This is a genomic window from Paenibacillus sp. FSL H8-0317 (assembly GCF_045040685.1).
In the GTDB taxonomy this organism is placed as follows: Bacteria; Bacillota; Bacilli; order Paenibacillales; family Paenibacillaceae; genus Paenibacillus.
In genome coordinates, this window is the sequence record NZ_CP150294.1 from 4,586,938 (window position 1) to 4,608,141 (window position 21,204).

Below are 21,204 nucleotides of genomic sequence, written 5' to 3' on the forward strand. Positions count from 1 at the left end.
TCTTTTTTACTACTGATTTTTAATGTATACCAATTTGTGTTTGGAAATCTTCTTTAAAAGACCGCTTTCCTCCATTTCAACAAAGACATCTTTAACTGTTGCAGGATTAAACTTAACATTGTTCTTCGATAACACCCCAGCTACATCGTAATACTCTAACGAATTTTTAATAGCCAAGACGTTATTGGCTATTATTTTAATTTTCTCTTCAATAGGTAAATCAGAGTTAGCAGTTCTTTGATTTTCCATTTGAGAACGCAACAACATAACTTCAGAATTAATTAACTCTTTCTCTGTATCAACCTCGTCAGGGGTTGCATTATTACGTATGTTCTCTAACGATGCATATACTTGGTCTATTAAACTATCAAAACCATCTGCCATCATAGAAGAATTTTCATTTCGAAAAACAGAGAGTTCTGCTTTAATAGCCCCAACCTCTTCAACCTTAGCACTAATTTTAATCAATGCATCCTGTACCATTCTATTTTGTTTAGAACTTTCTCTGGATTGATAAAATGCATAAATGATTGCAGCCATCGCCAAGACTATTGAAGCTATTCCTGCACTAATTGAAATAACATTTACCACTTCGCTTGAATTTAATTGATCCTTAAGTAGCAACCATATTATTACCATTAAAAGAATAATTACAGTGTAGATGTAGTGCACAACATGAATCTTTTTCAAGCAAACCCCTCCGAATTTTTATTTCCAACATCTGCTAAGCAACTTGTTTATTTTATCATCTTTTCTCCGATTGGGAAGCTCTTTTGAAATCTCTATTGTTGTAGTAATTAAAATAATATAATTATTCATCCTAGAAGTTTATCCAAAGGCGAACCCCGATTCCACTTGAACGTTAGCGAATGCCAAAACGAAAGCATCAGCTCTATCTGGAGATTGAAGTCCTCGCTTCTTCATATCCTCTTTCTTTTCCAAATATATTCTGCCGTTGCTTCCCATTCGCCATTTGCGGGATGTCAGTTGCGTTACCAATTTTTCGTCATCAGGAAGTTCAAGAACACCCAGAACTCCCAACATATAATTACTCATGTTTTCTTCGAGCAAAGCCTTGATATGACCCCACATTTCAGATCCGAGATTTCCGTAATGCGTATCTTCTGCTGATGAACCGTTATTCACTCCAATGATTGTATAACCTAAGTTTTTCTCGTCATTGATCTCATTCAATCGATCTGTGACTGCTCCACCTATACCGCTATCATCGACTCTGATCTCTACTTCATCCACTTCAGCATGTTCAGATTTGATGTCATCAACGATTCGCAGAACCCAACCGGTAGTTGTCATCGTATCCTGCTTGTGATGAAAATGACTCTTAACAACTTTCCCACCAATCTGTCCGTATATGGTTGTCTCATCATCACCAAAGCGAGCAACGTCAACGCCAACAGTAAGTTTATGACCAACAGATTCAATCTTGACCTCATTCTTTGCGAATTCAGCCGCCTCTAACGCGATGAACGTATCCGACTCTCCTCGCGGGAATTCTCCTTCAACGCGGACACGCCATACATCAGATCCCTTACCGTATTTACGCTCAAGCATGGCTATATTCTCTTTGCTTGTCCGAGGACTGTTCAGACAGGAAACTTTGTGCGTGTTGTAATCTGCACGGTCCCTGTTGTGTGAGTCATAGAATACACCGCTAGTCCGAGTTGGGTTCCCACACATTAACAGCTTATTGAATTCACCGGATAACGTACCCAGGATAGCCTCCATAATTCTATCCTCAACCCCGGACGCTTCATCCACAATGAACAACATGTAGTCTTCATGGAAACCCTGCATGTTCTCTGGCTTGGTAGCTGTCCGGGCTGTAGCAAACCAACGTTCCTCATAATTTCGCATGTAAATCTTAGTCTTTGTCCATTTGAGTATCCGTTTAAGCAACGGACTTTTCTCTTGCCATTTGCTAATCTCAGCCCATAAGACATCATGCAACTGCTGACGAGTCGGTGCTGTACAGATAACCTTCGGAAACGGGAAACACGATAGGAACCATAATGCCACCGCGGCCTCAAGACCAGTCTTCCCCACACCCTGTCCAGATCGAACCGACACACGTGGACCTCCAGCTATGTCCATCATAACTTCTGCTTGCCACTCATCAGGAGTGAATTTCAGCAGCTCCACGCAAAAAAGAACCGGATTCTTCCGGTACTCAGGAATGCGTTTTTTGAATGCAGCAAATCTGCGCTTCGTTTGAGGCGATTCTTTACTCATCAGACTCCACCGCCTTTACCCAATCTTCGATCAGGTCATCTTCGGTATCTCCATCACCGTTCTTCAGTTTCTCGATCTCAAGGCGGGTTTTATCAACTTTGGCCTGCATCTGATCCAGTTTCAATCTGCGCTCATCTTCCTGTGGTGCAATATCAAGGAATTGTTTGATGGCTCCCCTGATCTCACGCATGACCGTAGCTTCTGCCTTGATGAAACTAGCATACTTATCCCAAGCAAACTGTATCTCCCATTCGTATTCATCCCCATACTCACCTGGTTTCTCCCTTTTCAACTCTTTGGTCATATCCTCTTTGTCTTTGATGAAGAAGATTCGCTGCGCCCAAATGATTTTACGGAATCCCTGGGTGATGTTATGCCAGATCATATCTATAGGTTCCATTTGCTGAACAATATCTATGAGTTCTAAATACTCAGGATCTTGCGGCTCGAACTTACGGAACAATCCATGTGTTACAGCTTTCTGATTGCCCAGCGGCCCCCCTTTTCCACCTCGATTACCTTTAGCGTTCTGATTGCCACGAGGAGCACCAGGTTTAGCGTTCGCAATCTTCCCTTCCCATTGATCAAGTGACTTCCACTTCCGGACTGACTCAGGTGTGATGCCCAACTTTTCCGCAATCTCTTTCGGCTTCATCACAGCGCCACTATCTTTCCAAATTTTGAACGCCTTCTTACGATTCGGATTCTGCTTCCTGCTCACAAAATCATCACCACTTTCATGTAATTGAGTTGGAATTCCTATTTAAGGTCAGTAATAGTCAAACGTTACGAATCAAAATAAGCCTCCGTCTGAATCGCAGGCTACTGTTCTGTACTCATATCCACTAAATAATGTAAGCTGACTGAAACATAAAGGTAATTCTGTTGCACTCATTTCAGGCATGAAAAAACATGTTTCTTCATCTAATGTCTTCCTAATTGATAAATGAGTGCAATATAAACCGTATTGTGTTGCACTAAATTCACCTTAAATTCAAGATTGCCTTGTCCATCATGTCCTGAGTCAGCCCGATATAGTCCAAAGTCTCCCTTGGATCGCTGTGTCCAAACATATCCATTAGTAACGCTAGGTTCTCAGGATTGTCCATGTAGAGCCTATATGCCCATGTCTTCCGCAATGAATGGACTCCGATATCCTTTAACCTGAATTCCTGAGCTGCTTCGTGTAAAAAACGATAGGCTGTTGTCCGATCGATCGGTTTATTTCGCATACGGCTGATCGTTTTAATCTGACGACTAGCAAACAGATAATCAGTTGGTCGCATGTCAGCAGTGAATTCGTCCAGATCCCCTCTTATACTCGGATGGATAATAAAAGTCTTCGCATGCTTATTTTTTTGCTCAACCATACTGATATGGGTCCCTTTAGTTTGCCACGCCTTGAGTTCGAGCAAGTCAGATACTCGAAGTCCGCTGTATATGCCCATACAAAAAAACAAGTAATTCCGCATGCTTCGTATATAGAAGTATTCCTTCATTCCATCTATAACCCGTTCATCACGGATCGGCTGTACCTTTCTCATTTAGTCACCTTCTCTTGACCATGATTCGACTTCCAGCAGCGCGGCATAATACACATCTGAACAACCCCTGTCCAGGTTCCCAAACAACAGCCCCGACATTTCTCTGGTTGCTTGTCCGAAACCCTCGGGATAGCCGGTTCATTTCTGCTGTAAAAATGACCATCCATACTCTTCCCTCCAATACAAAAAGGCCGCTCCTAAGAGCGACCTTCTCATTTACGTTATTGTATGGATTTAAGATAACATGCTTTTAATGCTGATTTACTGTTGTTTTTAGACAGTTAAGTTAGCTCATTCTTTTGGTTCAGCATTAGAGGTTCTGCCACGTTTAGGCTTTTCAAGAGATTGTATTTTTTCGTTTTTTTCTGCAACTTGGGCTTGCAATGCTTCCATCGTTCCCATCAATTTTCCGTTCTCAATATTAGCGACCAACAATTGTTTCGTTAACTCTTCATTATTATCTTTTAGCTGTTTTAATTCTGACTCTGATCTCTCATTTAAGACCTGTTGCCGTGCTAATTCGGAGAGTAATTTCCTATTTTCTTCTGTACTCTCATTCAAAACCAATTGAAGCTTGTCACTACTTGTTTGTAAGTAACTCGTCAATTCTTCACTAGAGTTCAAACGATTAGCTAATCCTGTTGTTTTCATAATCTCATCTTGTAGCGACATTTGCAGGGTTGACTCATTCTCTTTTGAAACTTTTAAAACAGATTCTAACTCGGCTTTATCTTGACGCAGTATTTCAATTTCAGCAGCCATCTGATCCGCTATATCCGCAGTTTCCTTTTGTTTAAGCTCCAAAGCACTTTGAATAGATAACATTTCTTCTTTCTCTGACTGAAGGCGAGCAGAGGCAATTTCTACTGCCATATTCCACAACTCTACTCCGAATTCTTCTAACTTATCACTAATTTTTGAAGGGGTTGGCTCCTTGTTAACTGGGGATTCTGAATCTCTACGTTCTTTGTGCCATTCGTTCATTAACTCGCTAATCGTGGTGTAGCTGCCGCTTCCAAGACGCTTACGAACATTAGCGAGTGTAGGTTTAATCCCCTCTGCATCTAGTTCATCTGCAACCAAGAATATTTGTTCTTTATCAATCGCCATAAGAAATCTCCTTAACATCAATGTTTTGTAATATTTGTAGTATGTATTATTGTATGTAGTATTATTTATATTATACAATATTACACTACAATATACAATGTAAATCTCAGTTCTGAACTCAAGGGAAAGCCCCGTCAACAGCAATGCTGGCAGGGCTTTTCTCTCAGTTCATTTTGGGTTTATTAAACCTATTTCACCTTCTTCGTTCCGTCCTCGTCCGTAATCAATCGTTACAAAATCCAACGTACGATTAAATTTCAGGCTGTTAGCAATACCAGCTATTGCCCTTCGCCGTTTATCTGCGAATGTGGTTGCGGCGATGCCGGGAACATCCTTGCGATATCCTTTTTCCATGTATCCTTGAGCTTTCAGGTACTTCTTCCCTTCCAGAAACAACAATCTCGCTACTACACCCTCATGGGGATCTTTAATGTTATTTATGGCAAATTTGATGTTATTAGATATGAATACGTACAGCTCGTAATTGGCGTGCCGCTTGTCCTTCATGATAACTGCGTTTGCTGTGACGTCAGCAGTCAATTCATGGCCTGATTCACGTTTCGCAACCGATCCCTCTGCGGACAGTAACTCATACGCCGACATTCCATTCTCGATCTGTTTAAGTGCATATTCATAATTTTGAATGATGTCTATCATGTCTACATATTTTCCGAGGAGCCATTTAGTTTTACGGATATCTACTTCGTCCACATCAGAGAAAAAGTTTAGTTGAATGATCTTGTTTGTATCCTCGACATCTTCCTTGTTGACTACCACAACTGCATCATCGTTAATCATGTTGCACCTCCTCTGGTTCAGGAAAATTTTCCTGATCGTATTTTCATCTGGAATCGTTGTTTAATCATTCCACTACCGATTTCCCTAGTTCCCTCAGCTCTTCCTTAGTCTTCGCCTTCGTGAATCCGTTGAGGAATGCGATTTTCTTCATCGCTAGTTTAGATTGTGTTTTGGCAATCTTGCGACTCATAGTGGTATGGCTCGGCTTTAGATCATATACCTCTCTAATTGATCTAAGTCCGTATGTCAAACTTGCTTGAAGGTCAATTGCATCGTCATAAGTTAACCCGAATTGTCTCATACTTTTTCCTCCCCAGGCTTATTAATGGGCGACCAGCACGTAACCCACGGTATTAAAGCATTGTTGATTCTCCAGCCATACTTACCAGTGCCAGGAATGCTTGCATGCTGCGCAATTAATGTATTACGCCCGTTCGTAACGATATGATCTACATGACTCGGGATACTCCGGTCTGTTGGATCGTATTTGCGCCACTCTATCATTCTGTATCCGCTCCTTCCCCACCCAAAAATTCAGGGTTTTCGTAGATATTTCCGATCACTTCTCCGTCAGCAATGTATCCCAAATGTAAGCCCATTAAAGGCTCCTTGCCTCTGAATAACTGGAACATGCCTCCGTATAACCTCACTACCAGATTTTCAGGCAATGGGCCGCTGCTCTCAAAATTCAACTTGCTTACTTTAACGATATCGCCATCGTAGTAATCCTTACCTTTGCTGTCTTTCACCCCGGATTTAAGCATCAACACCATGTACGGTGACCATATGCATACCTTCAACCAGTTCCGTTCCAAGAACTCGTATGACATTTCTTTGGTTTCTGTATCCCACGCTCTTGCTTTGAATTCATACAGGCTCATGCTTATCCGCTCCTTCCTTGGGAGCCAACACAACTCTTTCAAGCGGAATCGTGTATAATTCGTCTGCAAATCGTAATTTCGCGTACCAGCCGCCCCGGTGCCATTCGATGTGATCAACCTTAACTTTCTTCAAAAATGGGAACTGTATTTCATCGACCACGTTCACAATGTCGCCTGGTTTAACCTCGTACCCCTTATCCAACATAGGCTTCCCGTCCCGTCTCACAACGGCTGGAACACCTGTTACCGCGTCTACAATCAGGAGATAAGTGTCACGGTCTGAATCATTTTGTCCTGGAGTGTATGAAACAAATGGATGCTCACACTTAGGGCAACAATCAAGTTCGCGTCCATCCAGTTCATGGAATGGGCTCTCACAGATATCGCAGTACATTTCAAGGATCTCAATTGCCATATTGCTAGTTTTGTAGAAGTCGATTATTTTGCTCATGGTTTGTATATCCTCCTATTTGGGGAGACCGACCAACACCTGATACGGCCCCCGTTCCACTGGGTTTATTCAGCCGATTGGTCGCCTTCGGCCAATTCCTCGACGTCCTCTTGCTCTCCAACATCCATTACAAGCGTCATAACACCGTTCTTAACAACCTTTGCAAGCACAATGCCCGTAACTTTTATAGTCTTGATTCCTTCTGCCTGACAGCGAGTATGTTCGATCATTCCTTCACCAACAAAATCCCAATTCTCGTCCTCCCAGACAAGCTCTCCGCAACGCTGGCACGATCCGAACATAACGCCACGAGCCATCGTCTATCCCTCCCTATAAGTCCAGTACAGCCAATAACGCGGCTTTGCAGATTGCTTCAGAAGCTGTCTTGCCTTTTACATGAATTTTCCAAGTCTCTTCTCTCATAGGATCGTAATCGGCTGATACATTCCACGGGTATGATAGTGTTGCATCCTCGTATTTATCTACTAACCAATCAAGCACTTGCCATGATGCAGAGGTTTCATCTGAATATCTTGGGATGAAGTAGTAACTCTTACCCTCTTTAATCATGAAAGATCCTGACAACGGGTGTACTGGCTCTTTAAAGATGTGTACAGCGACCATGACGTCCAGATCAAAGCCAGATGTGTTCAACACTTGCTCCCGGGTCAACGCTGTTTGTGTCATCTATATATCCTCCCTAACCCACTCGTATTTTTGCATTTCAAGTACATGCCACACATATCCGTCTATCTGGATGGTCCCTCTGAAATCCGGGAAGTACTCTCTCCCATCTATGGGCCAACCGGTTCCGACCACCATGTAGCGCAGATAATCCGTTTTATCAGGATGAAATGTATCCTCAAGCTTCATCACCCACATAACCATCTGCCCATCCTGCACGCCGCAGGAGACGATTTTACTGCCGTGTGGGACTGTTATCTGCTGAATCTGATAGGATGGCTGTATTGGGTATTTATGAATGACTGGCATGTGTTATATCCTCCTTAGTAGGGAGAGGCCAAAGCCTCAACCCTTGAATTTATCTCGCATCCAATGAGCTGCCATTACGATTAACGCCAGCGGTATCAACCATAACTTGTGGTACCAGGGGAAGTAGTCAGGATCGATCAGGTTCATGGTGCCCCTCTCCTTCCTGACCCACCGGATGATTTTCGTTTAACCATTTGAAAATCTGCTTTAACGCCGCCCCAGCTCTGTCTGGCGTTCTTCCCGTGCTCAATGTGTCTGTCACTTGCACGAGTAACATTATGGCTTTCTTACATTGTTTGGTTTCCTCTTGAAGCGCTGTAAGAAGCGAATCCCGTTCCTTAACCAATTTCTGATTTTCCTCGAATCCTTCTGTGGCCCATGTATCCAGTTCTTGGTTTCGTTGCTCAAGCCGTTCGTTATCTGCCAGCAGATAAGCGATATATTCAGGAGCCATGGCGATAAATCCGGCATTCATCTCAGCATTCGGAAACTCATTAAAATCACATTCGCAATCAGGATCACCTTCGTACATCTGGCAAACCCAATCGTTACCGGCTGCAACTGAATCATCTTTAGCGATCCACGGACCCGGTGTAGCTGCCGCCAACGCTTGTTTGATTTCTTCCTGCTTACTCATGACTGTTCTTCCTCCCCGCTTTGTTTGATATAAAAGTCCGGTTGTATTCCGTCATCAATCACATACCATGTAGCCTGCTGGAAGACAGACTGGCAATTCATAGAAGTGAGGTATGTCCCTATCTGTTTGAGAAAAACATGGAATGGCATTGGTTCTCTCAAATCAACACCGTATTTATTCTGGCTGTTGCTCAATAACCAGCATTTGCACTTTATGTCTCCATCACATTTCAACATTATTTCAAAAGGTACTTCCCGCCATTTTATTTCTGTCACCTGTAATCCCTCCCTAATCTTGAATCCACTCATACTCCATAAAAAATTGCTGTGAAAGCATCTTCTCCAACTCGCCCCATCCGTCCATATGCTGGTAGTACACATTCCCATCTCGGCACTCAGCGATGGCAAACACCTCGTCTCCGTCCTCAACATGCCGATAGAATCGTGCCAGCCGTCTCTTGATCGGTATGCCTGCCATCTTGCTAATCCATTTGGCGATACGGCATAATCTCGTACCCTCTTTCATACATCTCTGCTGCAAAAACGGTGACTGACTTTTCCCTGACATAGCCCTGCGCTCCGCTGACAGTCACCATGTATCCGTCTCCGATCCAACGCCGCTTACCTCTGCAATACAAGCTAGCTTCCTTTATCGCTTCCAGAACCTTAGTTTCCCGCGCTCTTGGCAATCGGATGAACACTTTATCCAGATTAGCTGTGCCACCGTCCTGCATGCCCTCTGTCGCTTCCTGTGCGGCCTTGTGTGCGGCTTTCAAATCTTCAGTGAACTTCTTATAGTCCATCTATATCCCTCCTTGGTTAGAGGCCGGAGCCTCAATACTCTTTCAATTCAGCGAGATTTATCTTCATCAGGTCCCAATTCTCTGTGTAGGACGGGACAACCGTTTGTGTAATCATTTGCTTCACTGTTTCAACCGGAACCGGATAAGTACTTGTATTGCGGTAATAGAAAGGACGTTTTGCAAGGTCTTCTTCCGTATATACTCCTGCTTTGTTCAAATCTTCGGTATACCCAGCGGAGTCCGGTCCCCACCAAACGTATTTACCTTTGCCGTTCGACCATTTAAGACTGAGAATGTAGTATTCCATGTGTTATCTCTCCTTTGGTGGGCCTATACCCTACTTTTTGAAGCCTTTGATCCATTTTCCGTCCTTGTATATCTCTACTGCCATGTTTGTCGGCAGGGTCAGTAGATCCAACGCCTTTTTCATGCAACTAAGCATGCCGTATTCGTGGTTCACGCTTTCCGTTACTTTGCCGGCGCGGTTGTATATGTCGATCCGGTACACGTTTATCCGCTCCTTTATGTGTGGTGGGAAGGGAGGGTATTCCCTTCCTCTGTTAACCTTTTTTCGGTCCATACAAGATGCCTTTGATACCTTGGTGCATCGCTTCGGCATCGCCTGTTTCTTCATACTGTTTTGCGATCTGTTTTAGGCGTTCTCCGATGTCTGAAATGATCCGGAAGTACGCTTCCTGTTTGCTCATTGGTCACACCCCATTTTTCAGCAATGTACCCTTGCCACTCTTCCGTCCATTGCGACAACGCGTTTTTATATGCATCGTAGAGATATGCGTGATCCGGGAACGCCTCTGCCAGCGGCCTGCGACTGTAATGCAGATATGGGATGCTCCGCATGATCTTTGACCCGCTAGCCTGAACCTCACGCAGCCTGGCGTCAAACCAACATGCCTTAACGAAGCTGAACGGCTCAGACTCTATAATCTCTTCCCAGTCCATTCCGATGTCCCGATCTGCCGCACAGTTGAATGGACAGAGATAACAGCGGCTCCGGCGTGTAGGAAAGCCGTTGTGCTCCAGAAACTGAATACTTGCCTCGGTGCTCTCATTGACCTCCACAAGTGGATATGCCAGCTTGATGTAATCGTACTGCGGTGACTGGTACGTATTGATCCGGCGTATCTCGTCATAACTGAATCCTATATCCATGATGATGCCGACATTGCTGGGTATCATTTGCTTTGGTCCAAGTCCGTGTTCTTTGAGAATCATTTGCCGCGCCATCTGCTTTACCGGAACTATTTTGAAGTCAACGGTGCATTGCCGGGGCAGCATACCGCCTGCCTTAACCTCACCATTCTCATTGACTGAGTTGCAGTACACGGGCATCTGGAACCTCTGATAGTCTGTCATGATGTATCGCATTAACATCTCTTCAAGCCCACGTTCCATGCTGTTGTGCCGGGTGATCAGGAACGGTGTCGTGTTTCCCACCTGACGTTGCCGATGCTGCCACCACCATACTTGTTCGTGGATGAAATCCGGCTCCGCTCCGGTGTCCGAGAATATGATGTAGTCGTAATGAATCTCGCCCCGGAAGTGCATTTCGAGAAGGTGTGAGGACTGCGTACCGCCACCGAATGACAGGACCTGATATACCTTGGTGCGTCCTTCTGCATGCAAGTCTTGGATCAGCTCTGCTTTTGTTTTAAACACGCCGTCCAAGTATTTCTTGTGCTGGCGGTAGTCCTGCATTTCAAATAGCGCGAGCTGCTTCATGTGTCTTGTCTCCCTTCCTCTGTTATCCGGGAAACCCCAAATAACGTTATATACTCGTTGTTAGATGAATTCTTTACATATTAATCATCGAATTGTCCGTAACCAAACGGTACTTGATGCTTCTCTTCGATTCTTACGATATCGTTGATTAAGGATTCAAAAATAGCGATCTGTTTATCATCCATCATTTCAATAAGTCGAACCTCTTTTGCTTTCAATGAACGCCCTGCCGCAGAAGAGATAAGTTCTTTAACCGGGTTTAAAGATTGCTGACGGTTCTGTTTTTCCTGATCCACTTTCTGCTGCGCTTCTTGCTTCCGGTTATACTCGTCCCAATCCTGTTCATCGAACCAGAAGCGGTCTCCGTACTTATCACGAAAAGCAGAAATCCAAAACTGGAGCAATTCTTCATTTGTTTGAATCCTGTCATGACAGGGCCAACAAAGTCGAAGGCCGTTGGTTTTAACTCCACGTCCTTTCCTGCCTCGCGGATAAACATGGTGGGTAGTCGTTGCTTCTGCAATCTTGCAGCATTCACAAATTCCATTTGATTCTTCGATAAGCTGAGCTATGACTTCTTTCGGGAAATCGCCGCGCTCCTTCGAACCTGGTCTGGATTGGTGATGGGCTAAAATGTCCTTCTTCCATTCAGGCACAGGCTTTTTGTCTTTCTTACTCCGCCCGAAGCTGCTCACTTTCTTTTCTTTTAGTTTTTTCTCCGGTTTCCAGAATGTCTGATGGGCCATTTCTTCATCACCTTTCCTTCGTTTTTCCTGTGCTTATGCTTATATTTTGAACCTAATTCACTACGATTCCACTACGGATTTTATAGGTTCTAACAGACCAACTTGCTCTAAAACAGCATAGTGTGCTTGTCTCTCCTCAGCAGTCGCTTGAACTCCGTTTACCGAGTATCCAACATAAAAAGCAATAGCTTGTTGCACTTCGGCAGGTTGCTCATCAAAGTTGTTCAAATCTACTGTGCTCACATCAAAACCTCCCTTAAAATGCCAACAATCGACTGTATTTTTCATCAAATTTTGATTTAATGTCAGAAGGTAAATCACTGACAACTTCATCCCACACATTCAACAAATCTTTGTTATAAGAACTTTCCTGTCTAATCTGTGCATACCTTTCAGATAGAGCTGCGGAGAATTCATCTTTTTCAGCTTCAGTCATAGAGCAAACCTCCCTTTTGACTATTTAGTTCTAGCACAACGTTGATCGTTCCAGTACACTGTTTCATTGTTGAGGTCAGGAAATGTTTCCTTTGCCTCTGAGTGGTGCCAACCTCACTGGACGTATCCAGTGAACGCTCTGAGCCTAATGGCCTGTTTCCGTTCGCTCAGACGAACTTTCAACTCTCTAATCCAGATGGTAAGTAAAGTGAGGTCGTATTCAAATTCCCAATATCCATCGGTCCAATAAGGCGTTTCTTTGTAAGTTTTTCTCAAATTGATTCAACTCCCGATATTATATTCGTTATCGTATTACGTATATTTGTTCTTGGTTTAATCATATACGATATCGAATATTCAGTCAATCCATCTTGCTAATAAATATTCGTTATCGTATAATCCCTTTGAAAGGGTGACTACTATGATTAATGCGAAACCTAATTTAATGCCTCTTTTAAAAGAAAAGGGGATTACTCAACAACAATTATCAGAAATGACCGGTATTCCTCAGGGAACCTTAAGTCGATTTGATAGAAATACTCGTCATGAATCTACACATTTGTTTACTATTGCAAGAGCATTAGGTATAGGCGTGGAAGATTTGTTTATAGTGCAGGAGCAAGAGGATAAGTAAACCTCTGTGCTCCTTTTTAATTTCCATTCAGACGGGACTCTTAACTTCTGGAAGCTCCATCGTATCTCCCTCTTGCCGAAACTCGATTTGATTTGGATCATGTGTTGGACCCCAATGGCCGTTTTCTTGCAGAATACGAACAATGTCCGTTGCATACTCTTCGTCCGTGTTCACAACCAGGTAAGTGTTCAACGCAGCTTTCCCCTCCAGAAGGCGCAGCTCCTGAATCTTCCACAGGAGACTAGAAAGTTCGCTTTTGTCCTGTTCGTTAAGATGTTTTTCGATATCCTCATTTTTGATTACGGTGAATTTGATTTGCATTTTTCTTTCTCCCTTCATCTGCTCGTTTTTTAAGTGCATTCGCCGCTCGTTTCCGCGCTGCTTTTTCCTTCTTATATTGGGCAAGCGGTATGAATTCTCCGCGCTTTTTAACAAGTATATCTATTGGTGAACTCGGATATTTTGCTTGGAACAGTTTCAGTTTTACTCGGAAGGTGGATGTCTCGACTCCTTTAATATCCACCACCCGTTGACTGCCGTCTAATTCTGTTACCAGGAAGTCAGCAGTGTAAGTGACCTTTGGTTTCTCTTGAAGAACAAATTTAGGATGACATTCGAAGGCTTTAATCTCCCCAAACCTCTTTTGCTGGAGAAGGAGCTGATAATACTCTCCCTCAGCTATGCTATCGAATCGTATACCGGCTATATCAAGGTTGTGCTTTTTAACGATCCATTCCGAGAACAATGTCCCGTCTTCAGTGACGATCACCTTGGTTGCATTGTATTTGTTCATTACACTTCTTCCGTCCTATAAGGAAGTACAATGTGGAGTGATCTCTCGTCACTTTCATCCAGGATATAAATCGGCTTCAACTTACCAGGGAAAACCAGTGTCACCTTATCTCCTTCTAATGCTTTGATAGCATCTATGAAGTACTTGGAATTCAGTGCAACGGCAAAATTTTCGCCTTTAAATGAAACTGGTACTATACTCTCATTCGCCTTTCCAGATTCTCTTCCTTTACCGCGAATGCTCACTTCATTTTCTGTGATGCTGATGACGACCTGGTTATGTTTTTCTTCCTTGGCAAGTGTGTATACGAGGTCAAGGCAACTCATTATCTCTCCTTTATCTACGATCACCTCGGTAACACCATCTGGCACAATCGACATCCGGCTCACATCCGGGAACGCCCCCTCCAACACTCGGGAGTAAAAGGTAAAACGATCTGTTCTAGCAAATACATGCACCACGGCCCCGGTAGAAGATTTAGAGAATCCGAATTCAAGATTGTCTTTATCCAAGATTATCTTTTGCAACTCACCCAATGCCTTGGCCTCAATGACAGCTCCACCCAAGTTACCCACTTCTGTGTGCTGCTCCGTTTTTGCAAGTCTGTGCCGGTCTGTCGCTTCAATGCCAAATACTCCGTCATTGATGTATACATGTGCTCCGGCGAGGATTGCCGCATTCTTCCCTGTTGGATCAGCAGCATAAGTCGCTTTTCTGAATAGCCGTTTAAGTTCTCTGCCTGTAGTCTCAAACAACTCACTATCATCAATGTCAGGTACTCTCGGAAACTCTTCTGTATCGAAGACACCCATATCTATTTCTTTCTTCCGAGAAATGATAATCACGTTGTTTCCCTGCTTCTCAATGCTCACATCGCCATTCAATTTCTTGATCACTTCCAGTGATAGCTTAGGGAGTGCAATCTGACCAGGCGATTCAACTTGAACATGTTCACTAAAAATATAAGACTGTATCGTTGTTCTTGTATCCGTTCCGGTGACCTTTACCCCATCCGCTCCAGCTTCGATCAAAAAGCAGTCCAGGATTGGCATAATATTTTTGCTTGCAATGGCCTTACTTGCATCTTCCAAGGCTTCTGCCAGCAGTTCGCTATCAACGACTATTTTCATAAGGTCGATTCACCTCCAACGGCTTTTTCTTTGCGTTGGGATTGCACTCCGGGCAAGGTCCGAGCATCATCATTGCACCAATAAACTGATATTTCACTGTTGCTCCACCACAAGTTTTACACATCTGATTATCCCCTCCGTCTATTTCTTCCGCCTACTGGCAGCAACTTTACAAATGGTTCGATCCGCTCAATGATCCGAGCTGCCTTCTTCTCATCCTGAGATCCCTTGGCATTAGCAAAATGTTTGAACAACTCTTGTATCGTTAGATTGGATGTGTAGATGGTCGGCAACCGCTCCATACGTCTCTGGAGAACCGGACCAATAACTTCATCCCTTACCCAACCACTCATCGACTCTGCCCCAATATCATCCATGATAAGCACTGGTACCGTTCTGAGAGCATCCAGTTTCTTTGCTACGCTCTCTTTGGAGCCAATGGCATCCTTAACCTCTTCGATAAAGTCAGGTACGTACACCATGAGGACATCCACTTCACATTTAGCTAACTCCCGTGCGATAGCTCCGGCAAAAAGACTCTTGCCCACTCCCATTGGTCCGTACAAATACAATCCTTGTACCGTTTCTTTGGGAACAAATTCACTACAAAACTTTACTGCTCCCGCAATAGCTGCCATCCTTGGAGGATCAGGTTCAATGTCGTCAAAGGTGGCGTTCAAAATATGCTCAGGAATAAAGTGACTCTTAATTCGTTCTCCTATGCCCTGTTGCCGCTCGTAAGACTTCAACAGTTCGCATTTTTTAAGCCTGAACACCAACTCGTCCTGTTTATCCGGGCTTGGTTCCTCAACGCTTCTGTGCCCCTTCTGGACATTCTGACACCCTATTAGACCGGGGCACGTGGCGCATGCATCACATTGAACCAAATGTTCGGATACATCCCTGTATCGCCTTGGGCTTGTCAGGTCTCCTGAACGATCAGGATACTTTTGTCTAAGCCTCTTCATCTCTGGGTGATTATCAATCCGTTCAATGGCAGAGGCTCGGCGTTCCAAAAACCGATCTGGCATCAACGCTTTTAGTTCTTCTTGAAAGCTGCCCACTGCTTCACACCCCTTGTTTTGCTCTTAGTTCAGCAAGCATTTTTTGAAGATCGTTTTCGGTGTACTGTTCGCCTGGTACTTCAGGAACAACGTTTTCAGGAGGAACCTGTTCTGCTGCACGTTGTGTATCCGATTGATTCGAATTTTCTGTGTTCGAAGCATGGAGAGCTTGAATCACTGTAGAGCAGTAGTTCACGCTCCTGATCTCGTCCCGAGAATGCTTGGGTTTGAAGTTGTCAAACGCTTTGTCAACTCCATCAAGAGCCGTTTGCAGTGGTACCTTGTCTCTGATCAATTCGGATATACTCACCTCATCCGCTGGAGATATATCCATGCCCTTACCTCTGCGTTGTAAATACTTGCTGGCAACCGCGTTGCGATAATCCAATTCAGTCGATGATATTTCATCCTGTCCAGAGTCAGCATCTGTTTCAGGAGTGGCAGGAACGGTACCTTGCCGGGAAGACGGTATCCCCTCATCTTTAGATTTGTTATCATCCTCGGGCGATAAACAACAACTACTATCTTTTTCTTGTTCTAAATCTAGTTCTAGTTCTGTTCCGTTACCGGGCGTTACTGTAACGTTACCTGTAGCGTTTCTTGTAACGTTACAATCTGAATTAGTTTTTTGCCCCGGATAAAGCAATTTTTGCTTCTCTCGGAACTTGCGAACCCTATCATTTGTTTGTGCTCTGACCTTATCCATGCCATCAATATTCTGATGCTTCTCCCAATTCGGGAGGAAGTAAGCTCCGTGTTCAGAAACTTCTAACATACCGAATCTCTCAAAGATGGATAAAGCCATTTTTATAACAGGTAAAGGGCGTTTAATAGCAGACAAAAGCATTTCTTCTGTATATGGGATGTTTTCAGTCAACATGATGTATCCTCCCATATTTGCTTTGCCAGTCATCGTCAGTAACTTGAGCCAGATTACAATGATCGTATCAGCCTCGGGCATGTCTTCGATGAGTTCAATCTTTGTATCACTAAACATACCTGTGCTAAGTTTGATCCATTTTATTTCAGACATTCGAATCATCCCTCTGGATTATAATGTTCATTTGCTCTGCGTCTTTAACACCCTTCCTTGAATTGCAAGACTTACAAGCAACTACTAAATTATGCGGCTCAGTTGGGCCGCCTTTTGATTCAGGAACGACATGGTCAATAGTCAATTTTGTTTCGCTCCCGCAATATTGGCATTTATAACAATCCCTTTCCAAAACCAATCTCCTTATATCTTTGGGGATCTCTGCTTTAGAATAAACAGGTATTTTCTTGGTGACATTCACAGGTGTTCTGCGGGGGTTGCTTCGCATGAAACCATCGTCTTCTAACCGCCAATAGCATGCTTCGCAAATTCCGTATCCCGTGCCAGAAAAGTCAACAAACCTCATGTGGCTTAATTCTTCATGATCGCGTTCGCACCATATGCAGATACTTACTGAGCTCATCCTACTCCCTCCAGAAACTTGTGATTACTACCTCTTTCCACTGGCTGGATTGTTGAACTCCGCCAGAAGAACCTTCAAGCTATACTTCAACGAATTGATAACCTGATCATTACTTTCCACTGCGTTATGCCAGCGAACCTTGTCTGCCTCAGCATCAGCTTCCTTAAGACGAATCTCAATGATTGCCAGCTCCGCACGCTGAGCTTTGTCTTTGCCAGCAGCAAGGTATGCTTCTGCATACTCACGCTTTCTCTGGGCGTAGATACGTTTATAGTCTCTCACTGCTTCAGCAGCTCTACGGCCCAAAATAACCTGTACCTCGGTCAAAAACTCGATCTTCCGAGCCAGTGTAGCCGGATAATCGTGACTGCACTGTTCTGCTAGGCTGTATAACTCACCTAATGTATATTGTTTTTGTAGAGACAATGCAGTCACTCCTTACTTATACATGCGCTCCAATATGGAGTAATCGTTCCCTAACCTCCGGCCAAAGGTAAGCCTGTCCACCTTCTCCGTTTCCATCCTTACAGAACCATTTTGAAATAGTGGGCTTCCCACCTGTAACATAGTCACGCAGTCCTGTAATCCATGATGCTTCTGTACTCGACATTGGTAAGTTGCGCGAGTATAACTTTACTGCTTGGGGAGGATCATACTTCCTTTCTCCAATACGCTGTCCCATGAAGTATGGATTCCCTTCTGTCTCTACTAATCCAAGACGTCCATTTTCTTTCTTGATAAACTCGAATTTACGAGACATCCAATTTATTTCATACAGATAAGCCAATACTCTATTAGCTAAATCTGCTCTGCCAAATCTCCCTGCTTGCTTAGCTAACGACTTATATTGTTTTAAATTTTCTTCAGTGGGAACAAACCTAGATTTCGGATTGTGATGCCCTGATCTCTTCGACAGTTTCCTTACACTGTTCTCAGGTTTTGTTGTAAGGTCAAATAATTCGAAACATGCCAGGTTTCTGTACGTGTCTTTGTTCAGAATAGTCCACCACATATTATTGATATTGTGATAGACAGTGCCGCGCATGAGCGTTCCTTTTCGATCCCTGAAATACTTCACTTCGCCATTGGATATTCTCTTCCCATCCTTGTCCAAAGCGTTATAATCAGGAAGATTTTCTGAACTCCAATGTCTGCTTGGTGAGTTGAGTTCATGAAATATCTTATCGTGGGACGTTTTCAAAACTGGCTCAGTGTCACAAGAGTATCCTTCACTCATCAAAAAATGTTCCATGTGTTTTATTTCAACCAAGAATCGTTTTTGCAGCAGATACGACATCTTATCTAATTTATCAAAGTCGTATCTTCCACCGTTTCTATTCTCAACATTTATTTCTTGATAGAACTCAATTTTTGCGCCACAGTTATATTTCTCTGCTACGAAGAGCAGATCGCCCTTACTTCCTGCAAAATGATCTTTTGAAAGAAGTGAGTAATTACGATCTATATGTGGATCTGATCCAATAGTGAAGCCTCTTCCATTCATCATGTCTAACATGCTAATGAAAGTGGGGTGAGATATTTCTTTATCTCCTCTAACAGCAAGACTTGTGCCCCATACAGTGAAATCCTTATTTCCTTTCACGAAGCAGACCTCCTATTTGAATTATTTAATTTCCGTGATATAATTCCGTTGAATTGTTTTTCAAATGATCGTGTTGGTAGCACGATTAATCTAAGGACTCATTTGATGCTGTTATTGCGGTAGACTCTTCTGCAATAGTAGTTACAAAAGAGTCCTTCTTCTTTTGGATCAGGAAATTTTTGTCCCGAGAACACTTTTCTATCGCAGTGTTTACACAATCCAATCACTGCCCCTTCAACCTTATAGCCTGATGGCTCTTTCCAGATCAGACCTTCATATTCTGCGTTCTTATCTATTGAACGTTCCAACTTTTCAAGATCGTTACGGAGCACTTTAATTTTCTTTTTGATGAATTTAATATTAAGTTCCATTGAGAGCGCATCGATTGCGTCATCACATAAATCCCTGATCTTTCTTCGCAACATTCTGGTTTGCATTAACTTCTGAGCACGAATCATCATTTCTTTTTGGCAATGTTTCTCTGAATAATTTCATGCTGCAAAGGTTTGTGTGACCAGATACGCGCCAAATCGTCAAGCGTCATGAATTTTAATCTCATCGGTTTCAACTCCTATTAGATCAGATGTAGTCTTCCGGACGAAATTCCTTAATGAACTCAACCGCATCATCAAAGTCGATACGCCGTACATGGCTGTATTTCGCTACCTCAAACCGATCTTTCAATTTACTCCAGACCATCCTACGATAACGACCGACCAGGTCCTTGAATTTCTCGTCAGACTCTTTGTACCTGTCCTTTGTTAATGAGTTCGACTTCTTGCGGACAAGAGACTGGAGTTGGTAGCACTCTGCATCCGTCAGCGTTACGCTGTCTCGAACCTCCTGCACCATCATCTGAACCTCTCCAACCTTTTCAGCAACGTCATCTTGCATTTGTTTCATGCTATCCCATAATCCTCGGATAGCAACTCCCTGTGCCTCTGTAAGCTGCAACTGTCTTTCAACGATTGTCAGATAGTCAGGCTGATTAGGAATCAATGTCATGTCTGTCTACCACCTTTCTTGAATTAATTGCCGGACGCATCTGGTCAATGAAAGATTGGAGCATGTCAAGACCTTCTGAAAACCGTTTTTTCTCACCGGCACTAGCACCGGAGACGGCTCCAAGCATAAACGATGTGATGCCGACTTTCTGAAGAAACTGATTTATATGGATGCTGATCTGTATGGTATTTCTATCAGCTTCGAAACGAAGTTTCTTCATTTGAGCAGCAGCATGTTGTTCATCGAAGTTATCAGGCTGTTGAAGTTGCATAGTCTCCAACTCTTCTTTCGTCCGTTGATAACCAGCTTTCAATTCTTCGATCTTCAGGCGCTCAGCTTCTACATCTTCTTGGAGTTTCTCTTTCCAGTATTGGTCAAGCTCTTTAATCTGCTTAGCAGCTTCCTGAGCTTTCTGCGCCAGGATAACTTCCGCCTCCTCGTCTCGACGCTCAACCGCCGCCGCTACAGCCTCATCCACCTGATCTGCCGGAACCGTATCCTTATACCGCCGCTGGAGTTCTTCCTTCTCCTGCTCAGCTTGGTTAGCACGAGTCTCAGCCTCTCGTAAAGCAGCTTCAAGTCGCTCTTTTGTCTCCACATATGCTTTGTGTGTGGAAATGATCCCTGCGTCAAGCTGCTGAATGATTTCCGGTGTGGCATTTTCCATAATGAACTTGGCCTTGTCGTAGGTTCTGCCTGATCCAAATCCTGCTTGATCAGCTACAATGTCGCGAACCTGTCCGGCAGGCTGCTCAGGAATATTTTCCTTGCCTCCTGCCATCCGTTCCTTGGCTTTAATCCGTGCAACTTCCTCCAACCGCTTCGCCCATTCAACTCGCTCCGAGAAGGTGAATTCTTTCCGGTGCTCGTTCTCCGAAATTTCTAGCCGGAGTTGATGTTCGAAGTCGCTGATTTCCATAACCCGGACTACAACCTCTTTACGTCCCAGGTACTGATGAGCACGCAAGCGGCGCTCTCCTGCAATTAACTGATAATCTGGGGTTACTACTATAGGATTAATAAGACCGTTTTGTTCGATGTCATTCGCCAGTTCTTCGATTCCTCCAAAGTCCTTACGAATTCGATCGCTTACTTTGATTTGGTCAATTTTGATCTTCAATTCAAGGCTCC

36 protein-coding genes are annotated in these 21,204 nt (G+C 43.6%); 1 reads left to right on the plus strand and 35 read right to left on the minus strand.

What is annotated here, in order from left to right:
- Positions 1–9: 9 nt before the first annotated feature.
- The 23 genes from MHB43_RS20375 to MHB43_RS20485 form a co-directional block, all read right to left on the minus strand.
- Entirely contained in the window at positions 10–690 is a 681-nt protein-coding gene (locus MHB43_RS20375) for a hypothetical protein (RefSeq protein ID WP_405117865.1), read from the minus strand.
- Between the two features lie 138 nt (positions 691–828).
- On the minus strand, positions 829–2,250 hold the full coding sequence (locus MHB43_RS20380) for a DEAD/DEAH box helicase family protein (protein WP_405117866.1): 1,422 nt from the start codon (positions 2,248–2,250) through the stop codon (positions 829–831).
- A complete protein-coding gene (terS, locus tag MHB43_RS20385; protein WP_405117867.1) occupies positions 2,243–2,971 on the minus strand; it encodes a phage terminase small subunit in 729 nt (242 codons plus the stop codon). Before terS ends, MHB43_RS20380 begins: the two co-directional genes overlap by 8 nt.
- Positions 2,972–3,233: 262 nt before the next feature.
- Positions 3,234–3,794 carry a tyrosine-type recombinase/integrase gene (locus MHB43_RS20390; RefSeq protein ID WP_405117868.1) on the minus strand — a complete coding sequence of 187 codons (561 nt, stop codon included), beginning with the start codon at positions 3,792–3,794 and terminating at the stop codon, positions 3,234–3,236.
- A 291-nt stretch (positions 3,795–4,085) separates the two neighbouring features.
- Positions 4,086–4,904: a DNA-binding protein gene (locus tag MHB43_RS20395; RefSeq protein ID WP_405117869.1), complete on the minus strand. Its 819-nt coding sequence runs from the start codon at positions 4,902–4,904 to the stop codon at positions 4,086–4,088.
- Positions 4,905–5,072: 168 nt separating this feature from the next.
- On the minus strand, positions 5,073–5,702 hold the full coding sequence (locus tag MHB43_RS20400; protein ID WP_405117870.1) for a hypothetical protein: 630 nt from the start codon (positions 5,700–5,702) through the stop codon (positions 5,073–5,075).
- 297 nt (positions 5,703–5,999) lie between these two features.
- Positions 6,000–6,206: a hypothetical protein gene (locus tag MHB43_RS20405; RefSeq protein ID WP_405117871.1), complete on the minus strand. Its 207-nt coding sequence runs from the start codon at positions 6,204–6,206 to the stop codon at positions 6,000–6,002.
- On the minus strand, positions 6,203–6,583 hold the full coding sequence (locus tag MHB43_RS20410) for a YopX family protein (protein WP_405117872.1): 381 nt from the start codon (positions 6,581–6,583) through the stop codon (positions 6,203–6,205). The genes MHB43_RS20405 and MHB43_RS20410 overlap by 4 nt, the downstream gene beginning before the upstream one ends.
- On the minus strand, positions 6,570–7,034 hold the full coding sequence (locus MHB43_RS20415) for a hypothetical protein (RefSeq protein WP_405117873.1): 465 nt from the start codon (positions 7,032–7,034) through the stop codon (positions 6,570–6,572). Before MHB43_RS20415 ends, MHB43_RS20410 begins: the two co-directional genes overlap by 14 nt.
- Before the next feature lie 65 nt (positions 7,035–7,099).
- Positions 7,100–7,351: a hypothetical protein gene (locus tag MHB43_RS20420; RefSeq protein WP_339283714.1), complete on the minus strand. Its 252-nt coding sequence runs from the start codon at positions 7,349–7,351 to the stop codon at positions 7,100–7,102.
- A 13-nt stretch (positions 7,352–7,364) separates the two neighbouring features.
- Entirely contained in the window at positions 7,365–7,721 is a 357-nt protein-coding gene (locus MHB43_RS20425) for a hypothetical protein (protein ID WP_405117874.1), read from the minus strand.
- Positions 7,722–8,027 (minus strand): hypothetical protein, encoded by a 306-nt coding sequence (locus tag MHB43_RS20430; RefSeq protein WP_405117875.1) that lies wholly within the window; start codon positions 8,025–8,027, stop codon positions 7,722–7,724.
- A 127-nt stretch (positions 8,028–8,154) separates the two neighbouring features.
- The gene (locus MHB43_RS20435; protein WP_405117876.1) at positions 8,155–8,664 is read right to left on the minus strand and encodes a hypothetical protein; all 510 of its coding nucleotides are present in this window, start codon (positions 8,662–8,664) and stop codon (positions 8,155–8,157) included.
- Complete coding sequence (locus MHB43_RS20440) at positions 8,661–8,939, minus strand: hypothetical protein (protein WP_405117877.1); 279 nt, start codon at positions 8,937–8,939, stop codon at positions 8,661–8,663. The genes MHB43_RS20435 and MHB43_RS20440 overlap by 4 nt, the downstream gene beginning before the upstream one ends.
- Before the next feature lie 13 nt (positions 8,940–8,952).
- Positions 8,953–9,189, minus strand: coding sequence for a hypothetical protein (locus MHB43_RS20445; RefSeq protein WP_405117878.1), 237 nt, complete (start codon positions 9,187–9,189; stop codon positions 8,953–8,955).
- Complete coding sequence (locus MHB43_RS20450; protein WP_405117879.1) at positions 9,146–9,466, minus strand: hypothetical protein; 321 nt, start codon at positions 9,464–9,466, stop codon at positions 9,146–9,148. The genes MHB43_RS20445 and MHB43_RS20450 overlap by 44 nt, the downstream gene beginning before the upstream one ends.
- Before the next feature lie 31 nt (positions 9,467–9,497).
- Positions 9,498–9,773: a hypothetical protein gene (locus MHB43_RS20455; RefSeq protein WP_405117880.1), complete on the minus strand. Its 276-nt coding sequence runs from the start codon at positions 9,771–9,773 to the stop codon at positions 9,498–9,500.
- Positions 9,774–9,803: 30 nt separating this feature from the next.
- A complete protein-coding gene (locus MHB43_RS20460; protein WP_405117881.1) occupies positions 9,804–9,974 on the minus strand; it encodes a hypothetical protein in 171 nt (56 codons plus the stop codon).
- A gap of 122 nt (positions 9,975–10,096) precedes the next feature.
- Complete coding sequence (locus MHB43_RS20465; RefSeq protein ID WP_405117882.1) at positions 10,097–11,206, minus strand: hypothetical protein; 1,110 nt, start codon at positions 11,204–11,206, stop codon at positions 10,097–10,099.
- A gap of 80 nt (positions 11,207–11,286) precedes the next feature.
- Positions 11,287–11,952 carry an HNH endonuclease gene (locus tag MHB43_RS20470; RefSeq protein ID WP_405117883.1) on the minus strand — a complete coding sequence of 222 codons (666 nt, stop codon included), beginning with the start codon at positions 11,950–11,952 and terminating at the stop codon, positions 11,287–11,289.
- Positions 11,953–12,012: 60 nt separating this feature from the next.
- Entirely contained in the window at positions 12,013–12,195 is a 183-nt protein-coding gene (locus MHB43_RS20475) for a hypothetical protein (RefSeq protein WP_405117884.1), read from the minus strand.
- Positions 12,196–12,208: 13 nt separating this feature from the next.
- Entirely contained in the window at positions 12,209–12,388 is a 180-nt protein-coding gene (locus MHB43_RS20480) for a hypothetical protein (RefSeq protein ID WP_405117885.1), read from the minus strand.
- 113 nt (positions 12,389–12,501) lie between these two features.
- The gene (locus tag MHB43_RS20485) at positions 12,502–12,663 is read right to left on the minus strand and encodes a hypothetical protein (RefSeq protein WP_405117886.1); all 162 of its coding nucleotides are present in this window, start codon (positions 12,661–12,663) and stop codon (positions 12,502–12,504) included.
- A gap of 145 nt (positions 12,664–12,808) precedes the next feature.
- On the opposite strand from MHB43_RS20485, the gene MHB43_RS20490 reads away from it, so the two are divergent.
- The gene (locus MHB43_RS20490) at positions 12,809–13,021 is read left to right on the plus strand and encodes a helix-turn-helix domain-containing protein (protein ID WP_405117887.1); all 213 of its coding nucleotides are present in this window, start codon (positions 12,809–12,811) and stop codon (positions 13,019–13,021) included.
- Between the two features lie 27 nt (positions 13,022–13,048).
- On the opposite strand, the gene MHB43_RS20495 is transcribed toward MHB43_RS20490, so the two are convergent.
- The 12 genes from MHB43_RS20495 to MHB43_RS20550 all read right to left on the minus strand — a co-directional run bounded on the left by MHB43_RS20495 (position 13,049) and on the right by MHB43_RS20550 (position 21,193).
- Positions 13,049–13,342: a hypothetical protein gene (locus tag MHB43_RS20495; protein WP_405117888.1), complete on the minus strand. Its 294-nt coding sequence runs from the start codon at positions 13,340–13,342 to the stop codon at positions 13,049–13,051.
- Positions 13,311–13,814: a DUF1064 domain-containing protein gene (locus MHB43_RS20500; protein WP_405117889.1), complete on the minus strand. Its 504-nt coding sequence runs from the start codon at positions 13,812–13,814 to the stop codon at positions 13,311–13,313. The genes MHB43_RS20495 and MHB43_RS20500 overlap by 32 nt, the downstream gene beginning before the upstream one ends.
- Entirely contained in the window at positions 13,814–14,944 is a 1,131-nt protein-coding gene (gene dnaN, locus MHB43_RS20505; RefSeq protein WP_405117890.1) for a DNA polymerase III subunit beta, read from the minus strand. Before dnaN ends, MHB43_RS20500 begins: the two co-directional genes overlap by 1 nt.
- Positions 14,928–15,068, minus strand: a complete 141-nt coding sequence (locus MHB43_RS20510; protein WP_405117891.1) for a hypothetical protein — start codon at positions 15,066–15,068, stop codon at positions 14,928–14,930. Before MHB43_RS20510 ends, dnaN begins: the two co-directional genes overlap by 17 nt.
- A 4-nt stretch (positions 15,069–15,072) precedes the next feature.
- Positions 15,073–16,008, minus strand: coding sequence for a primosomal protein DnaI (dnaI, locus tag MHB43_RS20515; protein WP_405117892.1), 936 nt, complete (start codon positions 16,006–16,008; stop codon positions 15,073–15,075).
- 4 nt (positions 16,009–16,012) lie between these two features.
- Positions 16,013–17,041, minus strand: a complete 1,029-nt coding sequence (locus MHB43_RS20520; protein ID WP_405117893.1) for a phage replisome organizer N-terminal domain-containing protein — start codon at positions 17,039–17,041, stop codon at positions 16,013–16,015.
- Positions 17,034–17,465, minus strand: coding sequence for an HNH endonuclease (locus MHB43_RS20525; RefSeq protein ID WP_405117894.1), 432 nt, complete (start codon positions 17,463–17,465; stop codon positions 17,034–17,036). Before MHB43_RS20525 ends, MHB43_RS20520 begins: the two co-directional genes overlap by 8 nt.
- 27 nt (positions 17,466–17,492) lie before the next feature.
- The gene (locus MHB43_RS20530; protein ID WP_241230735.1) at positions 17,493–17,900 is read right to left on the minus strand and encodes a hypothetical protein; all 408 of its coding nucleotides are present in this window, start codon (positions 17,898–17,900) and stop codon (positions 17,493–17,495) included.
- A gap of 7 nt (positions 17,901–17,907) precedes the next feature.
- Entirely contained in the window at positions 17,908–19,068 is a 1,161-nt protein-coding gene (locus tag MHB43_RS20535; protein ID WP_405117895.1) for a hypothetical protein, read from the minus strand.
- Positions 19,069–19,166: 98 nt separating this feature from the next.
- A complete protein-coding gene (locus MHB43_RS20540) occupies positions 19,167–19,493 on the minus strand; it encodes a hypothetical protein (protein WP_405117896.1) in 327 nt (108 codons plus the stop codon).
- Positions 19,494–19,647: 154 nt separating this feature from the next.
- The gene (locus MHB43_RS20545) at positions 19,648–20,073 is read right to left on the minus strand and encodes an ORF6C domain-containing protein (protein ID WP_405117897.1); all 426 of its coding nucleotides are present in this window, start codon (positions 20,071–20,073) and stop codon (positions 19,648–19,650) included.
- Positions 20,057–21,193: a ParB N-terminal domain-containing protein gene (locus tag MHB43_RS20550; protein ID WP_405117898.1), complete on the minus strand. Its 1,137-nt coding sequence runs from the start codon at positions 21,191–21,193 to the stop codon at positions 20,057–20,059. The genes MHB43_RS20545 and MHB43_RS20550 overlap by 17 nt, the downstream gene beginning before the upstream one ends.
- Positions 21,194–21,204 lie beyond the last annotated feature (11 nt).